The 19628-nt window shown below is 60.9% G+C and carries 16 protein-coding genes and 2 pseudogenes; 9 read left to right on the top strand and 9 right to left on the bottom strand.

The window, feature by feature from the left end:
- Positions 1 to 15 precede the first annotated feature (15 nt).
- Both ACZ889_RS27165 and groL read left to right on the top strand, forming a co-directional pair.
- Positions 16 to 309: a co-chaperone GroES gene (locus tag ACZ889_RS27165; RefSeq protein WP_003251905.1), complete on the top strand. Its 294-nt coding sequence runs from the start codon at positions 16 to 18 to the stop codon at positions 307 to 309.
- Between the two features lie 49 nt (positions 310 to 358).
- A complete protein-coding gene (gene groL, locus ACZ889_RS27160; RefSeq protein WP_003251907.1) occupies positions 359 to 1999 on the top strand; it encodes a chaperonin GroEL in 1641 nt (546 codons plus the stop codon).
- Positions 2000 to 2124: 125 nt separating this feature from the next.
- On the opposite strand, the gene pyk is transcribed toward groL, so the two are convergent.
- A complete protein-coding gene (pyk, locus tag ACZ889_RS27155) occupies positions 2125 to 3579 on the bottom strand; it encodes a pyruvate kinase (RefSeq protein ID WP_003251912.1) in 1455 nt (484 codons plus the stop codon).
- 180 nt (positions 3580 to 3759) lie between these two features.
- Here pyk and ACZ889_RS27150 point away from each other — a divergent pair, with 180 nt between their 5' ends.
- From ACZ889_RS27150 to sbcB, 3 genes are all read left to right on the top strand, one after another.
- Positions 3760 to 4146 carry a tol-pal system YbgF family protein gene (locus ACZ889_RS27150; RefSeq protein ID WP_003251914.1) on the top strand — a complete coding sequence of 129 codons (387 nt, stop codon included), beginning with the start codon at positions 3760 to 3762 and terminating at the stop codon, positions 4144 to 4146.
- 123 nt (positions 4147 to 4269) lie between these two features.
- A complete protein-coding gene (locus tag ACZ889_RS27145) occupies positions 4270 to 4629 on the top strand; it encodes a PilZ domain-containing protein (RefSeq protein ID WP_012053641.1) in 360 nt (119 codons plus the stop codon).
- Between the two features lie 57 nt (positions 4630 to 4686).
- The gene (gene sbcB / locus ACZ889_RS27140) at positions 4687 to 6120 is read left to right on the top strand and encodes an exodeoxyribonuclease I (RefSeq protein WP_161774402.1); all 1434 of its coding nucleotides are present in this window, start codon (positions 4687 to 4689) and stop codon (positions 6118 to 6120) included.
- A 72-nt stretch (positions 6121 to 6192) separates the two neighbouring features.
- Here sbcB and mvaT read toward each other — a convergent pair whose 3' ends face one another.
- Positions 6193 to 6570 carry a histone-like nucleoid-structuring protein MvaT gene (gene mvaT, locus ACZ889_RS27135; protein ID WP_003251920.1) on the bottom strand — a complete coding sequence of 126 codons (378 nt, stop codon included), beginning with the start codon at positions 6568 to 6570 and terminating at the stop codon, positions 6193 to 6195.
- Positions 6571 to 6854: 284 nt separating this feature from the next.
- Between mvaT and purU the strand changes: the two genes are divergently transcribed.
- Complete coding sequence (purU, locus tag ACZ889_RS27130; RefSeq protein ID WP_003251921.1) at positions 6855 to 7706, top strand: formyltetrahydrofolate deformylase; 852 nt, start codon at positions 6855 to 6857, stop codon at positions 7704 to 7706.
- Positions 7707 to 7937: 231 nt separating this feature from the next.
- Here the strand turns inward: purU and ACZ889_RS27125 are convergent, their stop codons facing one another.
- The 5 genes and pseudogenes from ACZ889_RS27125 to ACZ889_RS27105 all read right to left on the bottom strand — a co-directional run.
- A complete protein-coding gene (locus ACZ889_RS27125) occupies positions 7938 to 8930 on the bottom strand; it encodes a lysylphosphatidylglycerol synthase transmembrane domain-containing protein (RefSeq protein ID WP_003251923.1) in 993 nt (330 codons plus the stop codon).
- Positions 8927 to 9691, bottom strand: a complete 765-nt coding sequence (locus tag ACZ889_RS27120) for a DUF2334 domain-containing protein (RefSeq protein ID WP_180689304.1) — start codon at positions 9689 to 9691, stop codon at positions 8927 to 8929. The genes ACZ889_RS27125 and ACZ889_RS27120 overlap by 4 nt, the downstream gene beginning before the upstream one ends.
- A complete protein-coding gene (locus tag ACZ889_RS27115) occupies positions 9684 to 10805 on the bottom strand; it encodes a glycosyltransferase family 4 protein (protein WP_180689305.1) in 1122 nt (373 codons plus the stop codon). Before ACZ889_RS27115 ends, ACZ889_RS27120 begins: the two co-directional genes overlap by 8 nt.
- 167 nt (positions 10806 to 10972) lie before the next feature.
- A pseudogene (locus ACZ889_RS27110) lies at positions 10973 to 11569 on the bottom strand (methyl-accepting chemotaxis protein); the annotation flags it as partial.
- Between the two features lie 261 nt (positions 11570 to 11830).
- A pseudogene (locus ACZ889_RS27105) lies at positions 11831 to 12847 on the bottom strand (cache domain-containing protein); the annotation flags it as partial.
- Positions 12848 to 13016: 169 nt separating this feature from the next.
- On the opposite strand from ACZ889_RS27105, the gene ACZ889_RS27100 reads away from it, so the two are divergent.
- The gene (locus ACZ889_RS27100) at positions 13017 to 14492 is read left to right on the top strand and encodes a helicase HerA-like domain-containing protein (RefSeq protein WP_476257982.1); all 1476 of its coding nucleotides are present in this window, start codon (positions 13017 to 13019) and stop codon (positions 14490 to 14492) included.
- A gap of 105 nt (positions 14493 to 14597) precedes the next feature.
- Here ACZ889_RS27100 and ACZ889_RS27095 read toward each other — a convergent pair whose 3' ends face one another.
- Entirely contained in the window at positions 14598 to 16070 is a 1473-nt protein-coding gene (locus ACZ889_RS27095) for an inorganic phosphate transporter (protein WP_129932871.1), read from the bottom strand.
- Positions 16071 to 16382: 312 nt separating this feature from the next.
- On the bottom strand, positions 16383 to 16583 hold the full coding sequence (locus ACZ889_RS27090) for a hypothetical protein (protein WP_003251937.1): 201 nt from the start codon (positions 16581 to 16583) through the stop codon (positions 16383 to 16385).
- A 478-nt stretch (positions 16584 to 17061) separates the two neighbouring features.
- Here ACZ889_RS27090 and pcaR point away from each other — a divergent pair, with 478 nt between their 5' ends.
- Positions 17062 to 17937 (top strand): pca regulon transcriptional regulator PcaR, encoded by an 876-nt coding sequence (pcaR, locus tag ACZ889_RS27085; RefSeq protein WP_003251938.1) that lies wholly within the window; start codon positions 17062 to 17064, stop codon positions 17935 to 17937.
- 320 nt (positions 17938 to 18257) lie between these two features.
- Positions 18258 to 19604 carry a 4-hydroxybenzoate transporter PcaK gene (gene pcaK, locus ACZ889_RS27080; protein ID WP_003251942.1) on the top strand — a complete coding sequence of 449 codons (1347 nt, stop codon included), beginning with the start codon at positions 18258 to 18260 and terminating at the stop codon, positions 19602 to 19604.
- The last annotated feature ends 24 nt before the right edge of the window (positions 19605 to 19628 follow it).

Here is a 19628-nt window from a genome sequence, read left to right as displayed (position 1 = left end):
TGGGAGAGATCGACAATGAAACTTCGTCCTCTGCATGACCGCGTAGTCATCCGTCGCAGCGAAGAAGAATCGAAAACCGCTGGCGGTATCGTCCTGCCGGGTTCGGCCGCTGAAAAACCAAACCGCGGCGAAGTTGTAGCCGTCGGCACCGGTCGCGTCCTGGACAACGGCGAAGTTCGCGCGCTGGCCGTGAAAGTGGGTGACAAAGTGGTTTTCGGCCCGTACTCGGGCAGCAACACCGTGAAAGTCGATGGCGAAGACCTGCTGGTCATGGCCGAGAACGAAATCCTCGCCGTTGTCGAAGGCTGATTTCCCCCGACTTCCCGTTACTCCAAAGTTTTTCAAGGATTAAACGATCATGGCTGCTAAAGACGTAAAATTTGGTGATTCCGCCCGTAAGAAAATGCTGGTTGGTGTCAACGTTCTGGCTGACGCGGTAAAAGCGACCCTGGGCCCGAAAGGCCGTAACGTGGTACTGGCCAAGAGCTTCGGCGCGCCGACCATCACCAAGGACGGCGTTTCCGTCGCCAAAGAAATCGAGCTGAAAGACGCTTTCGAAAACATGGGCGCCCAGCTGGTCAAGGAAGTTGCTTCCAAGGCCAACGACGCTGCCGGTGACGGCACCACCACCGCTACCGTTCTGGCTCAGGCCATCGTCAACGAAGGCCTGAAAGCCGTCGCTGCCGGCATGAACCCGATGGACCTGAAGCGCGGTATCGACAAGGCCACTGCTGCCGTTGTTGCCGAGCTGAAGAACCTGTCCAAGCCATGCGCCGACTCCAAGGCCATCGCCCAGGTAGGTACCATCTCTGCCAACTCCGACAACTCCATCGGTGAAATCATCGCCGAAGCCATGGAAAAAGTCGGTAAAGAAGGCGTGATCACCGTTGAAGAAGGCTCGGGCCTGGAAAACGAACTGTCCGTCGTAGAAGGCATGCAGTTCGACCGCGGCTACCTGTCGCCGTACTTCGTCAACAAGCCGGACACCATGGTTGCCGAGCTGGAAGGCCCACTGCTGCTGCTGGTCGACAAGAAAATCTCCAACATCCGTGAGCTGCTGCCAGTTCTGGAAGCCGTTGCCAAGGCCGGCCGCCCACTGCTGATCGTTGCCGAAGACGTTGAAGGTGAAGCGCTGGCTACCCTGGTAGTCAACAACATGCGCGGCATCGTCAAGGTTGCTGCAGTCAAGGCTCCAGGCTTCGGCGATCGCCGCAAGGCCATGCTGCAGGACATCGCCGTCCTGACTGGCGGCCAGGTCATCTCCGAAGAAATCGGCCTGTCCCTGGAAACCGCTACCCTGGAGCACCTGGGTAACGCCAAGCGCGTCATCCTGTCCAAGGAAAACACCACCATCATCGACGGTGCTGGCGCTGACACCGAGATCGAAGCACGCGTCAAGCAGATCCGTGCCCAGATCGAAGAAACTTCCTCGGACTACGACCGTGAGAAGCTGCAAGAGCGTCTGGCCAAGCTGGCTGGCGGTGTTGCCGTGATCAAGGTCGGTGCCGGCACCGAAGTTGAAATGAAAGAGAAGAAAGCCCGCGTTGAAGACGCCCTGCACGCTACCCGTGCAGCCGTTGAAGAAGGCGTGGTGCCTGGCGGTGGTGTTGCCCTGGTTCGCGCCCTGGCGGCCATCGTCGACCTGAAAGGCGACAACGAAGACCAGAACGTCGGTATCGCGCTGCTGCGTCGCGCTGTTGAATCCCCGCTGCGCCAGATCACTGCCAACGCCGGTGATGAGCCAAGCGTGGTTGCTGACAAGGTCAAGCAAGGTTCGGGCAACTTCGGCTACAACGCTGCTACCGGTGAATACGGCGACATGATCGAGATGGGCATCCTGGACCCAGCCAAGGTTACTCGCTCGGCGCTGCAAGCTGCTGCTTCGATCGGCGGTCTGATGATCACCACCGAAGCCATGGTTGCCGACCTGCCGGAAGACAAGCCAGCTGCTGGCATGCCTGACATGGGCGGCATGGGTGGCATGGGCGGCATGATGTAAGCCAGCCTTACCCCCTGCACCATCAAAAAGCCCCGGTTCGCGAGAACCGGGGCTTTTTTTATTGCTGTCGGGGCCTCTTCGCAGCACAAGGCTGCGCTTGAGCCTTGTGCTGTGAAACGAGTGGATCAACCGACCAGCGGATCACCGACGTGCAGGATCTTCATGCCGTTGGTGCCACCGATAGTGTGGTAGCTGTCACCCTTGGTCAGGATCACCCAGTCACCTTGCTCCACCAGGCCACGTTTGAGCAGTTCGTCGACCGCCGCCTGGCTCACCTTGTCGGCCGGCAGCGCGGCCGGGTCGAAGGCAATCGGGTACACGCCACGGAACATCGAGGCGCGCGCCTGGGTGGCGCGGTGCGGCGACAGGGCGAAGATCGGTACATGCGAACGCAGGCGCGACATGATCAGCGGGGTGTAGCCGCTTTCGGTCAGGGCGATGATCGCCTTTACGCCCGGGAAGTGGTTGGCAGTGTACATGGCCGCCAAGGCGATGCTTTCGTCGCAGCGCTGGAAGGTGGTGTGCAGGCGATGGCTGGACTTCTGGCTGGTCGGGTGCTTTTCTGCACCCAGGCAGATGCGTGCCATGGCCTGGACAGCTTCGATCGGGTAGGAACCGGCGGCGCTTTCGGCCGACAGCATCACCGCATCGGTGTTGTCCAGCACGGCGTTGGCCACGTCGGACACTTCCGCGCGGGTCGGCATCGGGTTCTGGATCATCGACTCCATCATCTGAGTCGCCACGATCACGGCCTTGTTGTTGCGGCGGGCGTGCTGGATGATCTTCTTCTGGATAGCGATCAGCTCGGCGTCGCCGATTTCCACGCCCAGGTCACCACGGGCAACCATCACAGCGTCGGAGGCGGCGATCAGCTTGTCGAGGGTCTCGTCATCGGCCACCGCTTCGGCGCGTTCGATCTTGGCCACCAGCCAGGCGCTGCCGCCGGCTTCGTCACGCAGCTTGCGCGCGTATTCCATGTCGCTGGCGTCACGCGGGAAGGAAACGGCCAGGTAGTCCAGGTCCATTTCCGCAGCCAGTTTGATGTCGGCCTTGTCTTTTTCGGTCAGGGCCGGCGCGGTCAGGCCACCACCTTTACGGTTGATGCCTTTGTGGTCCGACAGTGGGCCGCCGATGATCACCACGCAGTGCAGGGCGTCTGCAGTGGCGGTTTCGACGCGCATGACCACGCGGCCATCGTCGAGCAGCAGTTCGTCACCAACGCCGCAGTCCTTGACCAGATCGGGGTAGTCGATACCGACGATGTCCTGGTTGCCTTCGGTCAGCGGGTGGGCGGTGGAGAAGGTGAACTTGTCACCGATCTTCAGTTCGATGCGCTTGTTGGCGAACTTGGCGATGCGGATCTTCGGACCCTGCAGGTCGCCCAGCAGTGCAACATGGCGGCCGTTCTTGGCGGCGATGTCACGGATCAGGCGCGCGCGGGCCTTGTGCTCGTCCGGCGTGCCGTGGGAGAAGTTCAGACGTGCCACGTCCAGGCCGGCGAGGATCAGTTGTTCGATCACTTCCGGCGAGTTGCTGGCGGGGCCAAGGGTGGCGACGATTTTGGTGCGGCGGATGCTCATGCACAGACTCCTATAGTGAAGCGCAGCGAAAGGCTACTCCTGAATCTCGCTGTAGTCATTGTTCCGTTGCACTACCTGCGACCAAGGCAGGGTGGCATTTGAACGGGGCAGGGTATCCTTGCAAAAGGGTGTGAAGATTTGCAGGCAAACGCCGATACACTGGCATCAAAGGAGATCCCCATGCGAGCCCTGATCGTTTTAGCCTTGGCCGCCAGCGCCGTCGGCTGTACCCGCTGGTCCATGGACCACCACCTGAACAATGCCTACCGCGCCTACGACCGCGGCGATTGCGCACGGGTCATGCTCGAACTGTCGCAGGTTGATCGCACCAGCCGTGCCCGGCCGTTCATCCACCCCGAAGTGTCACTGCTGCGCGGCCAGTGCCTGGAGCGCCAGGCGTTGTACGTGGACGCGGCGCAAACCTATCAGTACCTGATCCAGCAGTACCCGGGCAACGAATATGCCTATCGCGCCCGAGCGCGCCTGCAGACGCTGGAAAAACTCGGCCATTTGCGCGGCGCAGAAACGGCCGTGGCCAATCCGGTGACGACCGTACCTTGGCGCTAACACAAAGGTGTGGTTTATTTCACGGGATTTGCTGCGCGTGCTGCGCTAATCTGTAACTCAGCTGTTACAACAACCGCCAGTACCTAGTATTCCTGGCATCAGGTACGGAATACACTCGCGATCATGTTTAACAAGCGCCACATCGAACGTCATCAGCTACCTTGTGTCCTCAAGGTGTTCAACCGCTTTACCGGTCAGGAGATCGGTCAGCTAGGCAATGCCTCTGAAAATGGGTTGATGGTCATCAGCCAGCTGCCCGTGTTGGTCGGGCCTGATTACGAGCTGCAACTGCGTATGCCCCTGCCTGGCGGCGGGCACCAGTTCGTCAACCTCACGGCCAGTTGCCTGTGGTGCCGCGAGGACCAGACGCCTGGGCACTACGATTCGGGCTTCATGCTGCTGCAGTCTCCGCGCGAGTACGATGATTTCGTACGTTCGTTGCGCGACTATTTCAGTTTCCGCCCCGCGAACGCTCCCGTCTGAACGTTCATTTTTCAGAATCGCGCTAGAATCGGGTCGACCTCGATACAGGACGACCCCGTGACCTCCAGCATTTTCTGGCACGACTATGAAACCACCGGCATCAACCCGCGCTGCGATCGGCCGCTGCAGGTGGCCGGCGTGCGCACTGACTTCGACCTCAACGAAATCGACGAGCCAATCAGCCTTTATTGCCGACCGTCGGACGACATCCTGCCGCACCCGGCGGCCTGCCTGGTGACAGGCATCACGCCACAACTGTTGGCGGAGCAGGGCCTGTGCGAAGCCGAGTTCATGACTCGCGTGCACGCCCAGCTGGCGCAACCGGGTACCTGTGGTGCCGGCTACAACACCCTGCGCTTTGACGATGAAGTGACCCGCTACAGCCTTTACCGCAACTTTTTCGACCCCTATGCCCGTGAATGGCAGGGAGGCAATAGCCGCTGGGACCTGATCGACATTGTGCGCACCGCCTATGCCCTGCGCCCGGAAGGCATTGAATGGCCGCAGCAGGACGGGCGCACCAGCCTGCGTCTGGAGCTGCTGAGCAAGGCCAATGGCATTGACCACGGTCATGCCCACGAAGCGCTTTCCGACGTGCGGGCAACCATTGCCTTGGCTCGCCTGATTCGGCAGAAACAACCCAAGTTGTATGACTGGCTGTTTCAACTGCGTAGCAAGCATAAAGTGATGGAGCAGATCCGTCTGTTGCAGCCACTGGTGCATATATCCGGGCGTTTTTCGGCGGCGCGCAATTACCTGGGGGTCGTATTGCCACTGGCCTGGCACCCGCGTAATCGCAATGCACTGATTGTCTGCGACCTGCATCAGGAAACCCTACCGTTACTGCGGGAAAGTGCTGAAGTTTTGCGTCAGCGCTTGTACACCCGGCATGATGAATTGGCTGAAGGTGAATTACCGGTACCGCTCAAATTGGTGCAGATCAATCGTTGCCCGGTAGTGGCGCCGCTGTCGGTATTGCGCCCGGTCGATCAACAACGATTGGGCCTGGACTTGACGTTGTTACAATCGCGCGGCGAACAATTGGCCAATCAACAGGCGCAATGGCAAGAAAAGCTGGAGCACATCTATGGCAAGGACGAGTTCGCTCCGAGCGAGGACCCGGAACAGCAGTTGTATGAGGGTTTTATAGGTGACCGCGACCGGCGCTTATGCGAGCAAGTTCGTGCGCTGGAACCGGCGCAGTTGAGCCATGGCCAATGGATGTTCGATGATCCGCGTTTGCCGGAGCTGTTGTTCCGCTACCGGGCACGTAACTTCCCTGAAACCTTGACCCCCGAAGAGCGGCAACGTTGGTATGGCTTCTGCCAGCAACGCCTGAGCGACCCGCAGTGGGGCGCGCCGAATACCTTGGGCGACTTCGAACAGGCACGCCAGCAAGCCTGGGAGGGCGCCGACGAGGCGGGCAGGCGAGTGTTGGAGGCCTGGCAACTGCATGCTCGACAATTGCAGGAGCACTATTCAATCGGCTGATGGCCGGTAAACAAAAACGCCGGCAGTGTGCCGGCGTTTTTGTTGTGCGAAGCAAGAGGCGTATGCGGATAATCAGTCCAGCAGGGTTGCCCAGCTTTCAACCACATCGCCGCCCCAAGTGGCTTTCCACTCTTTCAGGGTCTTGTGGTTGCCGCCTTTGGTTTCGATCACTTCACCGTTGTGCGGGTTCTTGTATTGCTTGACCTTGCGTGCGCGCTTGGTGGCGGTAGTCTTGACCGAACCACGAGGTGCCTTGCTCAGTTTCGATTCTGGATCGAGCAGGGCAATCACGTCGCGCAGCGACTTGGAGTACTCGCCCATCAGTGTGCGCAGTTTGCCTTCGAACTCCAGTTCTTTCTTCAGCTTGTCATCCTGCGACAGATTGGCCAGGCGGGCCTGAAGTTCCTTGATGGCTTCTTCGGTAGCGCGGTACTCGTTGATCAGGGACATGGAGTGTTCCTTAATGCGTGTTCAGAAATGTGTGGGGCAATAATAGACAGCCCCTACTCGCAAGTAAACATAAGATTGGGCAATTAACTGTTAATTAAGCTGTGACAGCATTTCTCTACGTGAACAAATTTTTACATATGCCCCGTGCGTTTCCTCTTGTCTGTCAGGCAGCGCCCGTGTGGCGTTTTCGGGCCTGCATATGCAATCGCGGCAGCGATCAATACTGCGTTTTTTCTGGCGGGCCGCTAGAATAGGCGCCTTTGCGAAGTTCTGGAGTCTCATTCATGCGCACCTATCGTCTGGTGATCGCCTGCCCCGACCGTGTAGGCATCGTGGCGAAAGTCAGTAATTTCCTGGCCTTGTACAATGGCTGGATCAACGAAGCCAGCCACCACTCCGATGAGCAGAGCGGTTGGTTCTTCATGCGTCATGAAATCCGCGCTGAATCGCTGCCGTTCGGTATCGAAGCCTTCCGTGAGGCGTTTGCGCCGATCGCCGAAGAGTTCTCCATGACCTGGCGCATTACCGACTCGGCTCAGAAAAAACGCGTGGTATTGATGGCCAGCCGTGAGTCGCACTGCCTGGCAGACTTGCTGCACCGCTGGCACACCGATGAGCTGGACTGCGAGATCCCTTGCGTCATCTCCAACCACAACGACCTGCGCAGCATGGTCGAGTGGCACGGTATTCCGTTCTTCCATGTTCCGGTCGACCCCAAAGACAAGGCCCCGGCCTTTGCCGAAGTGTCGCGCCTGGTGCAGGAGCATGCCGCCGACGTCGTGGTGCTGGCCCGCTACATGCAAATCCTGCCACCACAACTGTGCCGGGACTATGCCGAGAAGGTGATCAACATCCATCACAGCTTCCTGCCGTCGTTCGTCGGCGCCAAGCCTTACCACCAGGCTGCCCTGCGTGGGGTGAAGCTGATTGGCGCGACGTGCCACTACGTCACTGAAGAGTTGGATGCCGGCCCGATCATCGAGCAGGATGTGGTGCGTGTCAGCCATGCCGACAGCATCGAGGACATGGTCCGCTTTGGCCGTGATGTGGAGAAGATGGTGCTGGCCCGTGGCCTGCGTTATCACCTGGAAGACCGTGTGCTGGTGCATGGTAACAAGACTGTGGTGTTCGACTGACACCGTCCGGCTTGCTGTGAGGTGCTGGGCTGCTGCGCAGCCCTGTCGCGACAGGGGCGCAGAGCGCCCCGGCAATCTTGGGTGAAACGGCAATGACCAAGCAACGCAACAACCCCGTCGCCTCACCTCCACCGATCCTTGGCGAAGGCTGCCTGGCCCGCTACGACCCTGAAGCCCTGGATGACACGGATGGCACCGACTTCCCCGGCGCCGCCGAACTCTGGCAACAGCTCAACCCGCCTGACGCCGCCAGCGCTCCAGCAACGGACGTCCCAGCAGGCACACAAACACCGGCCCCCCAGCCAGCAGATAAAAGTAGTAAGTAACTGCCCGCCATATCAGGATTGCCGCAGCTGCGGTCGAGCTGCCCACCAAGGGTGTCAACAGGCTGGCAGACGTCAGCTCGGCGGCCCCGGCCCCGCCAGGCAGCAGACTGAATTGGCCGGCGCTGAGCGACAGCATCTGCACCAGGAAGCTGGGAATCCACTGCAGGTCTACCCCCAAGCCCCGCAACACCAGGTACAGCACGCTGTAGCGCAGCCCCCAGTGGATGCAGGTCAGGGTGAACACCAGGCTCAGCCTGCGCTTGGGCAGGCGCCAGGTCTGCGCCAGTGCTGCAACGAAGTGCAGCAGTTTGCGCGCCCAGCGACGTTTGCGCGGCTGGCCCATCCCCATGCGCTGCAACAGCCTGCCGTTCATGCGCATTATCGGGCGCCGGTAGCGCAACAGCCCGATCACCCCGGCCAACGCTGTGCACAGCAGTAACGCACTGCCAAGCAACATGCTTTCCTGGCTGCGGCCCAGGCTGTGGAACAGCGCGTAGCCGGCAATCGCCAGCATTGCGCAGAAGAAGAACACCAGGTCGTTCAGCTGGTCCATGGCAAAAACGGCGCCGCTGCGCGCCGGGCGGATGCGGTCTCGCGCCAGCAGGGCCATCAGGGTCAGCGGCCCACCACTGCCGCCAGGGGTGGTGCAGATGGCAAACTCGGTGGCCATGACAACGCCCAGGCTGCGAGCATGGCTCAACTGTTTTGCCTGCTCACCCAGCAACAGGCGCAGGCGCAGCGCATTGATGACCCAGCACAACAGAATCATGCCTAGCAGCATGAGCAGCAGGTGCGGGTCGAACCGGCTCAGCCTCGGCAGCAGCTCGCTACCACCCAGCAACGCTGGCACCAGCGCTGCCCCCAGCAATGCCAGCGCCAGCCAGGCCCAGCGCTTCATGCTGCCCCCTGGCGCTCCAGCCAGGCAGATTTGGTCAGCGGTTCGCGGCCATCCTTCAACAGTCTCTCCAGCGTGCGCAACCAATAGTCACGGGATGAGCGATGGCGCATGTCTACAGGGTGCAGCCCCAAGCGCAACGTGCTCGCGCCCCGCCAGCGCTGGCATTGCCAGTCGCACAGCGTGCGGGACAGTTTGCGACGCCATGCGCTCCGGGCGCTCCATACCAGGCCTGGCGCATCAACGGCCGTAAAGTCTGGCAAGCGGTACAGATGCTGCGGTGTACTGGTGTATTTCAGTGGCAGGCGGCACAGCGCTTGCCGCGTGCCCTGGCTCATGAGCCAGGCCGGTGCGACAAACCCTGCCACAGGCCACCCTTGGTCCTCGAACAGCGCCAGGCCCTCCTGTAGCCGGGTAAGCGCTTCGTTCTCATCAAGGCCGTAGAACTCGCCTTCATGGGTATAAATGCGCCGCATGAAGTAGTCGATGGGGCTGTGCGGTGCGGGGCCTTCGTCAGCATGGGCATAGCCGTGAAGCGCCAGTTCGTCGCCTTTGACAAGGCGTTCGTCCAGCAGACGGCAGAACGAAGGTGCCTGGTGCAGCGGATTACGTCGATGGAAGTCCGGGACCACCAGCCATGTCATTGGCACGTTGCCCAGCGCGTCCACGGCCCTTACGAACGGTTCGTAGTCCGGCCAGGTTTCCGGGGCAACATCGTGCAACACCAGCATGAGGCTGCGCTGGCTGGCGGAGGGCTCAAGCATGGGCGCGCACCTGCGGCTGGTGGCCGAGCACGGCCTGGTAGTGCTGTAGCAGGCCAGCTACCACGTTATCCCATGAATAATGTTGCTCTACATGGTGACGGGCCTGCACGCCGAGCTCGCGGATACCCGCCTCGAACGCCTCGCGCACGGCGCACGCCATGGCCCGACCATCGTTGGGCGTGCACAGGCGGCCACACTGTTCGTTGATGATTTCAGGGAACGCACCGGCGCGCACGGCCACCACGGGTGTGGCGCTGGCCATGGCTTCGAGAATGACCAGGCCGAATGTTTCCTGGTCGCCTGCATGCACCAGCAAGTCGGCGCTGGCGATCAGCCGGGCCACCTCTGCAGCCGGGCAGAAGTGATCGATGACGCTGACGTTGGGCGGCACGCTGGCCGGCATGTTCGAGCCCACCAGCAACAGGTGGTAGGGGGCGCCGAGTTGCTGCATGCAGTCAAGCAGCACCGGCAGGTTCTTTTCCCGCGAGCCGCGGCCGGCAAAGATCAACAGGCGGCTGGTGTCGGCAATGCCCAGTTCGGCACGCACATGTGGGTCGCGCCGGGAGGGGTGGAAAGTGGCAAGGTCAACGCCCAGCGGCTGCACATGGACATCGCGCACGCCCAAGCGGCGTAATTTGTCGGCCATCACCTGGCTGGGGGCCAGTACCCGATCAAAATTGCCGTATAGCTTGCTGACGTAGGCCTCGACATTGGGTGCGAACCAGTTGCCCATGCGGTTGCTGACCAGTAACGGCAGGTCGGAATGGTAGAAACCGATCACGGGCACGTCGAGCTGGCGCCGCGCTTCCAGCGCCGCCCAGGCGGTCAGGTAGGGGTCGCCAACTTCAATCAAGTCGGGTTTGAGCGTGCGCAGTGTATTGCACCAGGGGGCCAGGCGTACCGGAAAGCGGTAGCCCTTGCCAAACGGCAAGGGCGGCGCAGGTACCTGATAGATGCCATCGCCGTGTTGGGCGCTGGCACCGGGAATCAACAGGCTGTGGCGTACGCCGTGAATGGCGTCGAGACGGTGATGTTTGGCATCAAGATAGGTACGTACGCCACCGCTGGCCGGGGCGTAGAACATGGTGATGTCGGCGATATGCACGATCAGCATCCCTCCGGGATCGTCTTCGGGTCTGTCATCCGGCGTTGAATGGCCGGCGATGAAACGCCTAAAGGTGGACCTATCAGAAGGATAGTTTGTTCGATCGGTTTGAGAGGAGGGGAGTGCGCAATGCCTGGCGCAGCGCAGAGGCTGCGCCAGGCGAAGGTGTAGCTCTATCAGATACGGAAGCTGCCCACCAGGTGCTTCAGGCGGCCAGCCTGCTGCTCGAGGTCGGAGCAGGCGCGCAGGGTCGCTTGCAGGTTCTCCACACCTTCCTGGTTGAGCATGTTGATCTCGTTGATGTCCATGTTGATCGCCTCGACCACGGCGGTCTGCTCTTCGGTAGCAGTGGCCACCGACTGGTTCATGCCGTCGATCTCGCCAATGCGCACGGTAACGCTGTCCAGTCGCTCACCCGCCTGGTTGGCGATCTGCATGCTGTCCTGGCTGTGGCGCTGGCTCTGGTCCATGGTGTCGACCGACTCGCGGGCACCGACCTGCAGCTCTTCGATCATGGTCTGCACTTGCTGCGCCGACTCCTGGGTGCGGTGCGCCAGATTGCGCACCTCATCGGCGACCACGGCAAAGCCACGCCCGGCCTCACCGGCGCGGGCCGCTTCGATGGCGGCGTTCAGCGCCAGCAGGTTGGTCTGCTGGGAAATGCTGGTGATCACTTCCAGGATCTGGCCGATATTCACGGTCTTGCTGTTCAGTGTTTCGATGTGCGCGCTGGAGGTGACGATCAGGTCGGACAGGCGGTTCATCGCGGCAATGTTGCGCTCGACCACTTGCTGGCCTTCTTCGGCCAACAGGCGCGCGGAGCTTGCGTGCTGCGAAGCCTGGGCGGCGTTGCCGGCGATTTCCTGAGCCGCAGCGCCCAATTCATTGATGGCGGCGGCGACACTGTTGGTGCGGTTGGACTGCTCGTCGGAGTTGGTCATCGACGAGTTCGAAGCGCTGATCACCCGCAGGGCTACTTCGTTGACCTGCTCGGTGGCCGAGGACACTTCGCGAATGCTGCTGTGAATGCGCTCGACGAAGCGGTTGAAGGCGTTGCCGAGGACACCGAATTCGTCGTGGTTGTGGATGTGCAGGCGCTTGGTCAGGTCGCCTTCACCTTCGGCAATGTCTTCCATGGCGCGGGTCATGGTGTGCAGCGGCTGCATCAACACGCGGATCAGCAAGCCGAGCAGGCCGATGATGATCACCACTGCCACCACCGTGGCGATCACCGCCGAGGTGCGGAAGGTGCTGAGCATCGAGAAGGCCTTGTCCTTGTCCACCGACAGGCCGATGTACCAGTTTGCCGACGGCAGGCCGGTAATCGGGCTGAAGGTCAGCAGGCGGGTCTGGCCCTCGCTTTGCACTTCGGTCAGCTCACCGGTCAGCTTCGGCGTGCGCTGCGGGAACAGGTCCGACAGCGACTTCATGACCAGATCCTTATCCGGGTGTACCAGGATCTTGCCCTGGTCGTTGACCAGGAAGGCGTATCCCATGCCGCCGAAGTTCAGCGAGTTGATGATCTGCACCAGGCCGTCCAGGGCCAGGTCGCCGCCGACCACGCCCACGCTGCTGGATACCTTGCTGAGGATACCGATGACCATCTTGTTGGTGGTCATGTCGATGTAGGGTTCGGTCAGCGTCGCGCCGCTGGCGTTCATGCCGTCCTTGTACCAAGGGCGGGTGCGCGGGTCGTAGCCGTCGGGCATCTTCGCGTCCGGGCGCACACTGAAACCGCCGTCGACTTTGCCCAGGTAGACCGTGAGGAAGCTGGATATCAGCGCATTCTGACCCATCAGGGTTTCGGCGTTGGCTGGGTCTTGGGCAATGTTCTGCGCCAGGTTCTCCACCAGTTTTATCCGGCCCTCGAACAGGTTGCGAATGTTGGTCGACGTGGAGGTGCCCATTTCAGCCAGATAGTTTTCCAGGTCCTCGCGGATCGCATTACGCTGGAGGTAATCGTTGTAGAGGGTGAAAAGGCTGAAGGCGAGTATCACGATCAGTGATGCCGCCAAAAGAATCTTGTGGCTGAAACGAAGGCTTTTGTTCATGGCGTAATCGGTTCCGCTAAGGTTTTATATCAGGCGTTCGCACGAGTGGAGCCGTAGGTTGTGCAACATCCCGAAAAGTCCCTTTTCGGCTGTTCCTCTCTAATTAAGGCGAATAACACCCACAGGTATCGGCCGAATTAAGCTAAAGCTTGAGCAGAGGATTAAAGAGATGTCGGAATTTTCGACCATCGTTGTAGGCGCGGGCCCGGATGGCCAGCCAGTCGGGCAAGCAATGCGCCTGGCCAACCGCCACGGTCTGGTAGCTGGCGCAACCGGTACTGGCAAGACCGTCACCCTGCAGCACCTGGCGGAGGTGTTCAGCGACGCGGGGGTAGCGGTGTTCGCCGCCGATGTCAAAGGCGACCTCTGTGGCTTGGGGGCTGCTGGTGCGCCACAAGGCAAGGTGGCTGAGCGCATCGCCGGCATGCCGTGGCTGGGGCATACGCCCAAGGCCTACCCGGTGAGCTTGTGGGATATCGCCGGGCTGTCGGGCCACCCGCTGCGCACCACCCTAAGTGAAATGGGGCCGCTGCTGCTGGGCAACTTGCTGGAGCTGACCGACAGCCAGCAGGCGGCGCTGTATGCAGCATTCAAGGTGGCCGACCGCGAAGGCCTGCTGCTGCTGGACCTCAAAGACCTCAAGGCCCTGCTGGCGCATCTGAAGGACAACCCGCAGCTGCTCGGCGAAGACAGCGCGCTGATGACCACGGCCTCCACCCAGGCTTTGTTGCGCCGGCTCGCTACGTTGGAGCAGCAGGGCGCCGAGGCACTGTTTGGCGAGCCGGCATTGCAACTGGAGGACCTGCTGCGCCCTGATCCGGATGGCCGTGGACGTATCCACCTGCTCGATGCCAGCCGATTGGTGCACGAGGCACCCAAGGTGTACGCGACGTTCCTGTTGTGGCTGCTGGCCGAATTGTTCGAGCAGTTGCCCGAGCGCGGTGATGCCGACAAGCCGGTGCTGGCGCTGTTCTTCGATGAAGCACACTTGCTGTTCAACGGCACGCCCAAGGCGCTGCAGGACCGTCTTGAGCAAGTGGTCCGGCTGATCCGCTCCAAGGGGGTGGGGGTCTATTTCGTTACCCAGTCGCCGGGTGACTTGCCTGACGCGGTACTGGCCCAGTTGGGCTTGCGCATTCAGCACGGCTTGCGGGCGTTCACGGCCAAGGAGCAGAAGTCGCTGCGGGCGGTAGCCGATGGTTTCCGTCCCAACCCAACATTCGACACCCTGGCGGTGCTTACCGAACTGGGTATTGGCGAAGCGCTGGTGGGAACGTTGGAAGAAAGGGGCACACCGGCCATCGTGCAGAGGGTGCTGGTTGCACCGCCGCAGTCGCGTATCGGGCCACTGAGTGCGGCTGAGCGCAGTGCGCTGATTGCGGCGTCGCCATTGGCGGGGCGCTATGACAAACCGGTGGACCGTGAGTCAGCGTATGAAATGCTGAGCCAGCGTAAGGGCGAGCCGGTGGAACCGGCGCCGCAACCGAAGGCGGATGAAGAGAGTTTTGCCGACAAGGCGGGTGAGTTCTTGCAGAGTGCAGCGGGGCAGGCGATCAAGTCAGCAGTGCGCCAGGCCGCTAACCAGTTGGGGCGGCAGTTGGTGCGCGGGTTGATGGGGTCGTTGTTAGGGGGCAAGAAAAGGTAGTCTTCCTGCGCTGCGCCCATACCCTTGGTAGCACAAGGCTGCTTCGGCAGGCATAACGGCTATGAAAAAGGCGCCCGAGGGCGCCTTCATTCATTGCGGTGTCACTCAGCCAATGGCTTTGGACGCCAGCCAGAACAGGCCGGCCGCCAGGCCCATCGAGGCAGGCAGGGTCAGGATCCATGCCAGCAGGATGGTCTTCACGGTGCCGCCTTGCAGGCCACTTTTGTTGGCGACCATGGTGCCGGCCACGCCGGACGACAGCACGTGGGTGGTCGACACCGGCAGGGCGAATACGTTGGCCATACCGATGGCGCAGGCTGCGGTGATCTGTGCCGACATGCCTTGGGCATAGGTCATGCCTTGTTTGCCGATCTTCTCGCCCACCGTCAACACCACGCGCTTCCAGCCAACCATGGTGCCCAGGCCGAGGGCCAGGGCGACGGCCACGATCACCCAGAACGGGGCGTATTCGGTGGTGGCGGTGAGGTCTTTGCGCAGTTTTTCAAGGTCGGATTTTTCACGGGCGTCCAGGCCTGGCAGCTTGCCAACCTTCTTCGCCGTGTCATCCAGGCACAACAAATAGCGGCGCACTTCAACGCGCTTCTCGGCATCGAGGCTGTGGTAGTCCGTCACACCTTTCAGCGAGGTCTGCAGCGCAGCAATGGTCGGCTCGGTCTGCTGCGGGTTGCAACTGAACTGCTCCGGCAGATCGCTGGCTTTGGCCTTGCCCAGTGCCAGGAACTCGCCCAGGGTGGCGGCGTTACGCTGGTAGAACTGGCTCATGTGCAGGGTAGCGTCGCGAGTACGTTCGATCTGGTAGGTGGTGCTGTTCAGGTCGAGTACGAACTTGGCCGGCACAATACCGATCAGCACCAGCATGATCAGGCCGATGCCTTTCTGGCCGTCGTTGGAGCCGTGCACGAAGCTCACGCCCATGGCGGAAACCACCAGGACCAGACGGTTCCAGAAGGGCGGGTGCTTCTTGTCGTCGAGCTTGCGGCGCTGTTCCGGGGTTTTGTGCATCTTCGACAGCGGGCGCCACCATTTCAGGCCGATCAGCACCAGGGCAGCAACGGCGAAGCCGGCCATTGGCGAGACCACCAGCGACATGGCGATATCGATCGCTTTCTGCCAGTTGACGCCGTCGCCCAGCGGAATGTCGTTGATCAGGGCGTTGGCCAGGCCGACACCAAGGATGGAGCCGATCAGCGTGTGCGAACTGGAGGCGGGGATGCCAAAGTACCAAGTGCCCAGGTTCCAGGTGATGGCCGCAGCCAGCAACGAGAAGACCATGGCCAGGCCGTGGCCGGTGTTCACATTGATCAGCAGCTCTACCGGCAACAGGTGCACGATGGCATAGGCCACCCCTACACCGCCGAGCAGAACGCCAAGGAAGTTGAACACGCCGGAGAAGAACACGGCGAGGTGCGGTGGCATGGCTTTGGTATAGATGACGGTAGCTACCGCGTTGGCGGTGTCATGAAAGCCATTGATGAACTCGAAGGCGAGTACGAAGGTCAAGGCGAGCAGCAGGCTCACCAACACCCAGGCATCCAGTCCGCTGAATAAATCGATCATGAAGGTTGTCTGGCGGGTCTTAGGGGGGCGGGATTATGCCAGAAAACCTTGGCAATCGATGCACCTGCAACAGGCGGATGGCAGTCTTCATGGTGCAAGCGCGCCATGCAGAGGGGGGCGGTACGGGAGGTAGATAGCGGCTAAAAATCACAAAATAGGGCGAAAAAAGGCCGAAATCTTGAGAAAAATCCATTTCGCAAAAATTCAAACGCCTGTATGAAATTTGTGTGATTCCATTTCATCATCGGCCAGACAGTAAAGATCGACCTCGCCCGGGGAGGCCGGGCGACGACGCGCAGGGGGCCCCGACGCTCAGGGGTTGTCGCTGCGCAGTTCTTTTTCGATGCGTTCCAGTTCCTGGCTGAAGGCCTGGTCACGAACGCTGGCACGCTTGCGCCAGGGTTTGCGTTCCGGATCCGGTTGTGCGGCGTAAGTGGTGACTTCGCCACCATAAACATCCTTGTAACGTTCAGCCTGGCGCTCGAGTTCCGCGCGCAGTTCATCTTTCGTCACGTGCAGTACCTGAAATAAGTGTAATGACTGTTGTTATGCATTGTGCAACATGCATTTTGCCTTGCTGGCCGCAACGGCTTGATAAAGCGGAAGGTTCCATGACCACGGTAAGCGGAGGGCCTGCGCAATCGATTATAGCAACCGATAATTCGCCGATCATCGTTAATTTACTCAGCCCTGACATCATCTGGCGTAAATAGCAGGATGTGCCCGCGAACAGTTTGGACCTTTCGTACAAGTTAGAAAGGAATGACGGATAGAAGTTCGTTGCAATGTCAGGGCGGGCCGTAATGAAAAACGGCCTCGCCGAAAGGCGAGGCCGTTGCCTGGGGACTTCTACGGTGGGTACCTGACCAGTCTCTCCAAAGAAGCCACAAGTGGCATGAGAAAGGTATAAGCAAAAGTGTCGGCGGTCAATTGCGATTATCGGCCGTTTGTTCGATAATCGCACGAACCGGTGTTTTTTTTGAGGTGTGCGATGAGTGACGAAACCCTGGGCAACGATTCCGGCAATGCAGAGGTGGCGCGACCTGCTTCGGCTGCCATGGCGCCGCCGATCGTGGCTTCCCCGGCCAAGCGCATCCAGGCCTTTACCGGTGACCCGGACTTCATGACCTCGCTGGCACGTGGCCTGGCCGTGATCCAGGCATTCCAGGAGCGCAAGCGCCACCTGACCATCGCCCAGATCAGCCACCGTACTGAAATCCCTCGCGCAGCGGTGCGCCGTTGCCTGCACACGTTGATCAAGCTGGGTTACGCCACCACCGACGGGCGTACCTATTCGCTGCTGCCCAAAGTGCTGACCCTGGGGCATGCCTACCTGTCGTCGACGCCGCTGGCAATTTCTGCACAGCCGTACCTGGATCGCATCAGCGACCAGCTGCATGAGGCGGCCAACATGGCCACCCTCGAGGGCGACGACATCCTTTATATAGCCCGTTCGGCCACGGTCGAGCGGCTGATCTCGGTCGATCTGTCGGTGGGCGGGCGCCTGCCGGCCTATTGCACGTCGATGGGGCGCATTCTGCTGGCGGCCATGGACGACACCAGCCTGCGTGAGTATCTGGAACGTGCTGATCTCAAAGCGCGCACCAGCCGCACCCTGAATGACCCCGAATCGTTGTTCGCCTGCATCCAGCAGGTGCGCGCCCAGGGCTGGTGCGTGGTAGACCAGGAACTGGAACAGGGGCTGCGATCGATTGCCGTGCCGGTGTATGACGCTTCGGGGCAGGTGTTGGCTGCGTTGAACGTCAGTACCCATGTTGGACGGGTGACCCGCAGTGAACTGGAGCAGCGGTTCTTGCCGATTTTACTGGCAGCCAGTCGAGACCTTTGCCATCAGTTGTTTGGTTGAGGCCGCAGGGAGCACGTTGCGGCCCCGGATCAGAACAGGCAAAACCGTTTCTTGTGCGATAAACGCACAGTGTCGTGCCGGGTGAATTGCTTCACCCCGGCCCGCTGATTAATGTCTCTCGCAACGGTCGGCTAGCCGACCGAACAAGAAAAACATAAGAGGCACTTACGCATGAATACTGTCACCTCGCTGCTGCGGCCGCACCCGCATGCAGTACCGTTGTATCCAGGCTGACCCAGGCCATATACCCCAATCATCGCCTTTGTACCGGTTACCCGCGTGCAATGGCCTGACTGTGCCCCACATTCTGGATAACAATAATGAATCAAGCGCAAACCAACGTCGGCAAAAGCCTCGACGTTCAGTCGTTCATCAATCAGCAGCCGCTGTCCCGCTATCAGTGGCGAGTCGTGCTGCTGTGCTTTCTGATCGTCTTCCTCGATGGCCTGGACACTGCTGCCATGGGTTTCATCGCCCCGGCACTGTCGCAAGAGTGGGGGATCGACCGCGCCAGCCTTGGGCCGGTCATGAGTGCCGCGTTGATCGGCATGGTGTTCGGCGCCCTGGGCTCCGGGCCGCTGGCTGACCGTTTCGGCCGCAAAGGCGTGCTGGTGGGGGCGGTGCTGGTATTTGGTGGCTTCAGCCTGGCTTCGGCCTATGCCACCAACGTCGACCAGTTGCTGGTACTGCGCTTCCTGACTGGCCTGGGCCTGGGTGCAGGCATGCCCAACGCTACCACGCTGTTGTCCGAATACACCCCGGAGCGCCTCAAGTCGCTGCTGGTGACCAGCATGTTCTGTGGCTTCAACCTGGGCATGGCGGGTGGTGGCTTCATTTCCGCCAAGATGATCCCGGCCTACGGCTGGCACAGCCTGCTGGTCATCGGTGGCGTGCTGCCGTTGCTGCTGGCGCTGGTGCTGATGGTCTGGCTGCCGGAGTCGGCGCGGTTCCTGGTGGTGCGCAACCGCGGCACCGACAAGGTGCGCAAGACCTTGTCGCCAATCGCCCCGCAAGTGGTGGCCGAGGCAGGCAGTTTCAGTGTGCCTGAGCAAAAGGCGGTGGCTGCGCGCAACGTGTTCGCGGTGATCTTCTCTGGCACCTATGGCTTGGGCACCGTGTTGCTGTGGCTGACCTATTTCATGGGCCTGGTGATCGTCTACCTTCTGACCAGCTGGCTGCCAACCCTGATGCGTGACAGCGGCGCGAGCATGGAGCAGGCGGCGTTCATCGGCGCGCTGTTCCAGTTTGGCGGAGTGCTAAGTGCAGTCGGAGTGGGTTGGGCCATGGACCGTTTCAACCCGCACAAGGTGATTGGCATTTTCTATCTGCTGGCCGGGGTGTTCGCCTACGCAGTGGGGCAGAGCCTGGGCAACATCACCGTGCTAGCTACGCTGGTACTCGTTGCCGGTATGTGTGTGAACGGTGCGCAGTCGGCAATGCCATCGCTGGCGGCGCGCTTCTATCCCACTCAGGGCCGTGCCACAGGTGTATCGTGGATGCTGGGTATTGGCCGCTTTGGTGCGATTCTTGGGGCCTGGAGTGGTGCAACGCTGCTGGGCCTGGGCTGGACTTTCGAGCAGGTGCTGACGGCGTTGCTGGTGCCGGCAGCGCTGGCGACTGTGGGTGTGGTCGTCAAAGGGCTGGTCAGCCACGCCGACGCAACCTGAGGGCGAGGGCCGCGTTACGGCCCA

It is taken from the genome of Pseudomonas sp. TE3895 (assembly GCF_056278855.1).
This window is presented reverse-complemented; position numbering and strand designations above follow the sequence as displayed.

What these genes read in the sequence shown, in the direction of transcription:
- pcaR (WP_003251938.1), top strand. Translation starts at nt 17,062, where the DNA reads ATGAGTGACGAAACCCTGGGCAACGATTCCGGCAATGCAGAGGTGGCG.
- purU (WP_003251921.1), top strand. Translation starts at nt 6,855, where the DNA reads ATGCGCACCTATCGTCTGGTGATCGCCTGCCCCGACCGTGTAGGCATC.
- pyk (WP_003251912.1), bottom strand. Translation starts at nt 3,579, where the DNA reads ATGAGCATCCGCCGCACCAAAATCGTCGCCACCCTTGGCCCCGCCAGC.
- ACZ889_RS27115 (WP_180689305.1), bottom strand. Translation starts at nt 10,805, where the DNA reads ATGCTGATCGTGCATATCGCCGACATCACCATGTTCTACGCCCCGGCC.
- ACZ889_RS27125 (WP_003251923.1), bottom strand. Translation starts at nt 8,930, where the DNA reads ATGAAGCGCTGGGCCTGGCTGGCGCTGGCATTGCTGGGGGCAGCGCTG.
- pcaK (WP_003251942.1), top strand. Translation starts at nt 18,258, where the DNA reads ATGAATCAAGCGCAAACCAACGTCGGCAAAAGCCTCGACGTTCAGTCG.
- groL (WP_003251907.1), top strand. Translation starts at nt 359, where the DNA reads ATGGCTGCTAAAGACGTAAAATTTGGTGATTCCGCCCGTAAGAAAATG.
- ACZ889_RS27100 (WP_476257982.1), top strand. Translation starts at nt 13,017, where the DNA reads ATGTCGGAATTTTCGACCATCGTTGTAGGCGCGGGCCCGGATGGCCAG.
- ACZ889_RS27120 (WP_180689304.1), bottom strand. Translation starts at nt 9,691, where the DNA reads ATGCTTGAGCCCTCCGCCAGCCAGCGCAGCCTCATGCTGGTGTTGCAC.
- ACZ889_RS27165 (WP_003251905.1), top strand. Translation starts at nt 16, where the DNA reads ATGAAACTTCGTCCTCTGCATGACCGCGTAGTCATCCGTCGCAGCGAA.
- ACZ889_RS27095 (WP_129932871.1), bottom strand. Translation starts at nt 16,070, where the DNA reads ATGATCGATTTATTCAGCGGACTGGATGCCTGGGTGTTGGTGAGCCTG.
- ACZ889_RS27150 (WP_003251914.1), top strand. Translation starts at nt 3,760, where the DNA reads ATGCGAGCCCTGATCGTTTTAGCCTTGGCCGCCAGCGCCGTCGGCTGT.
- mvaT (WP_003251920.1), bottom strand. Translation starts at nt 6,570, where the DNA reads ATGTCCCTGATCAACGAGTACCGCGCTACCGAAGAAGCCATCAAGGAA.
- ACZ889_RS27145 (WP_012053641.1), top strand. Translation starts at nt 4,270, where the DNA reads ATGTTTAACAAGCGCCACATCGAACGTCATCAGCTACCTTGTGTCCTC.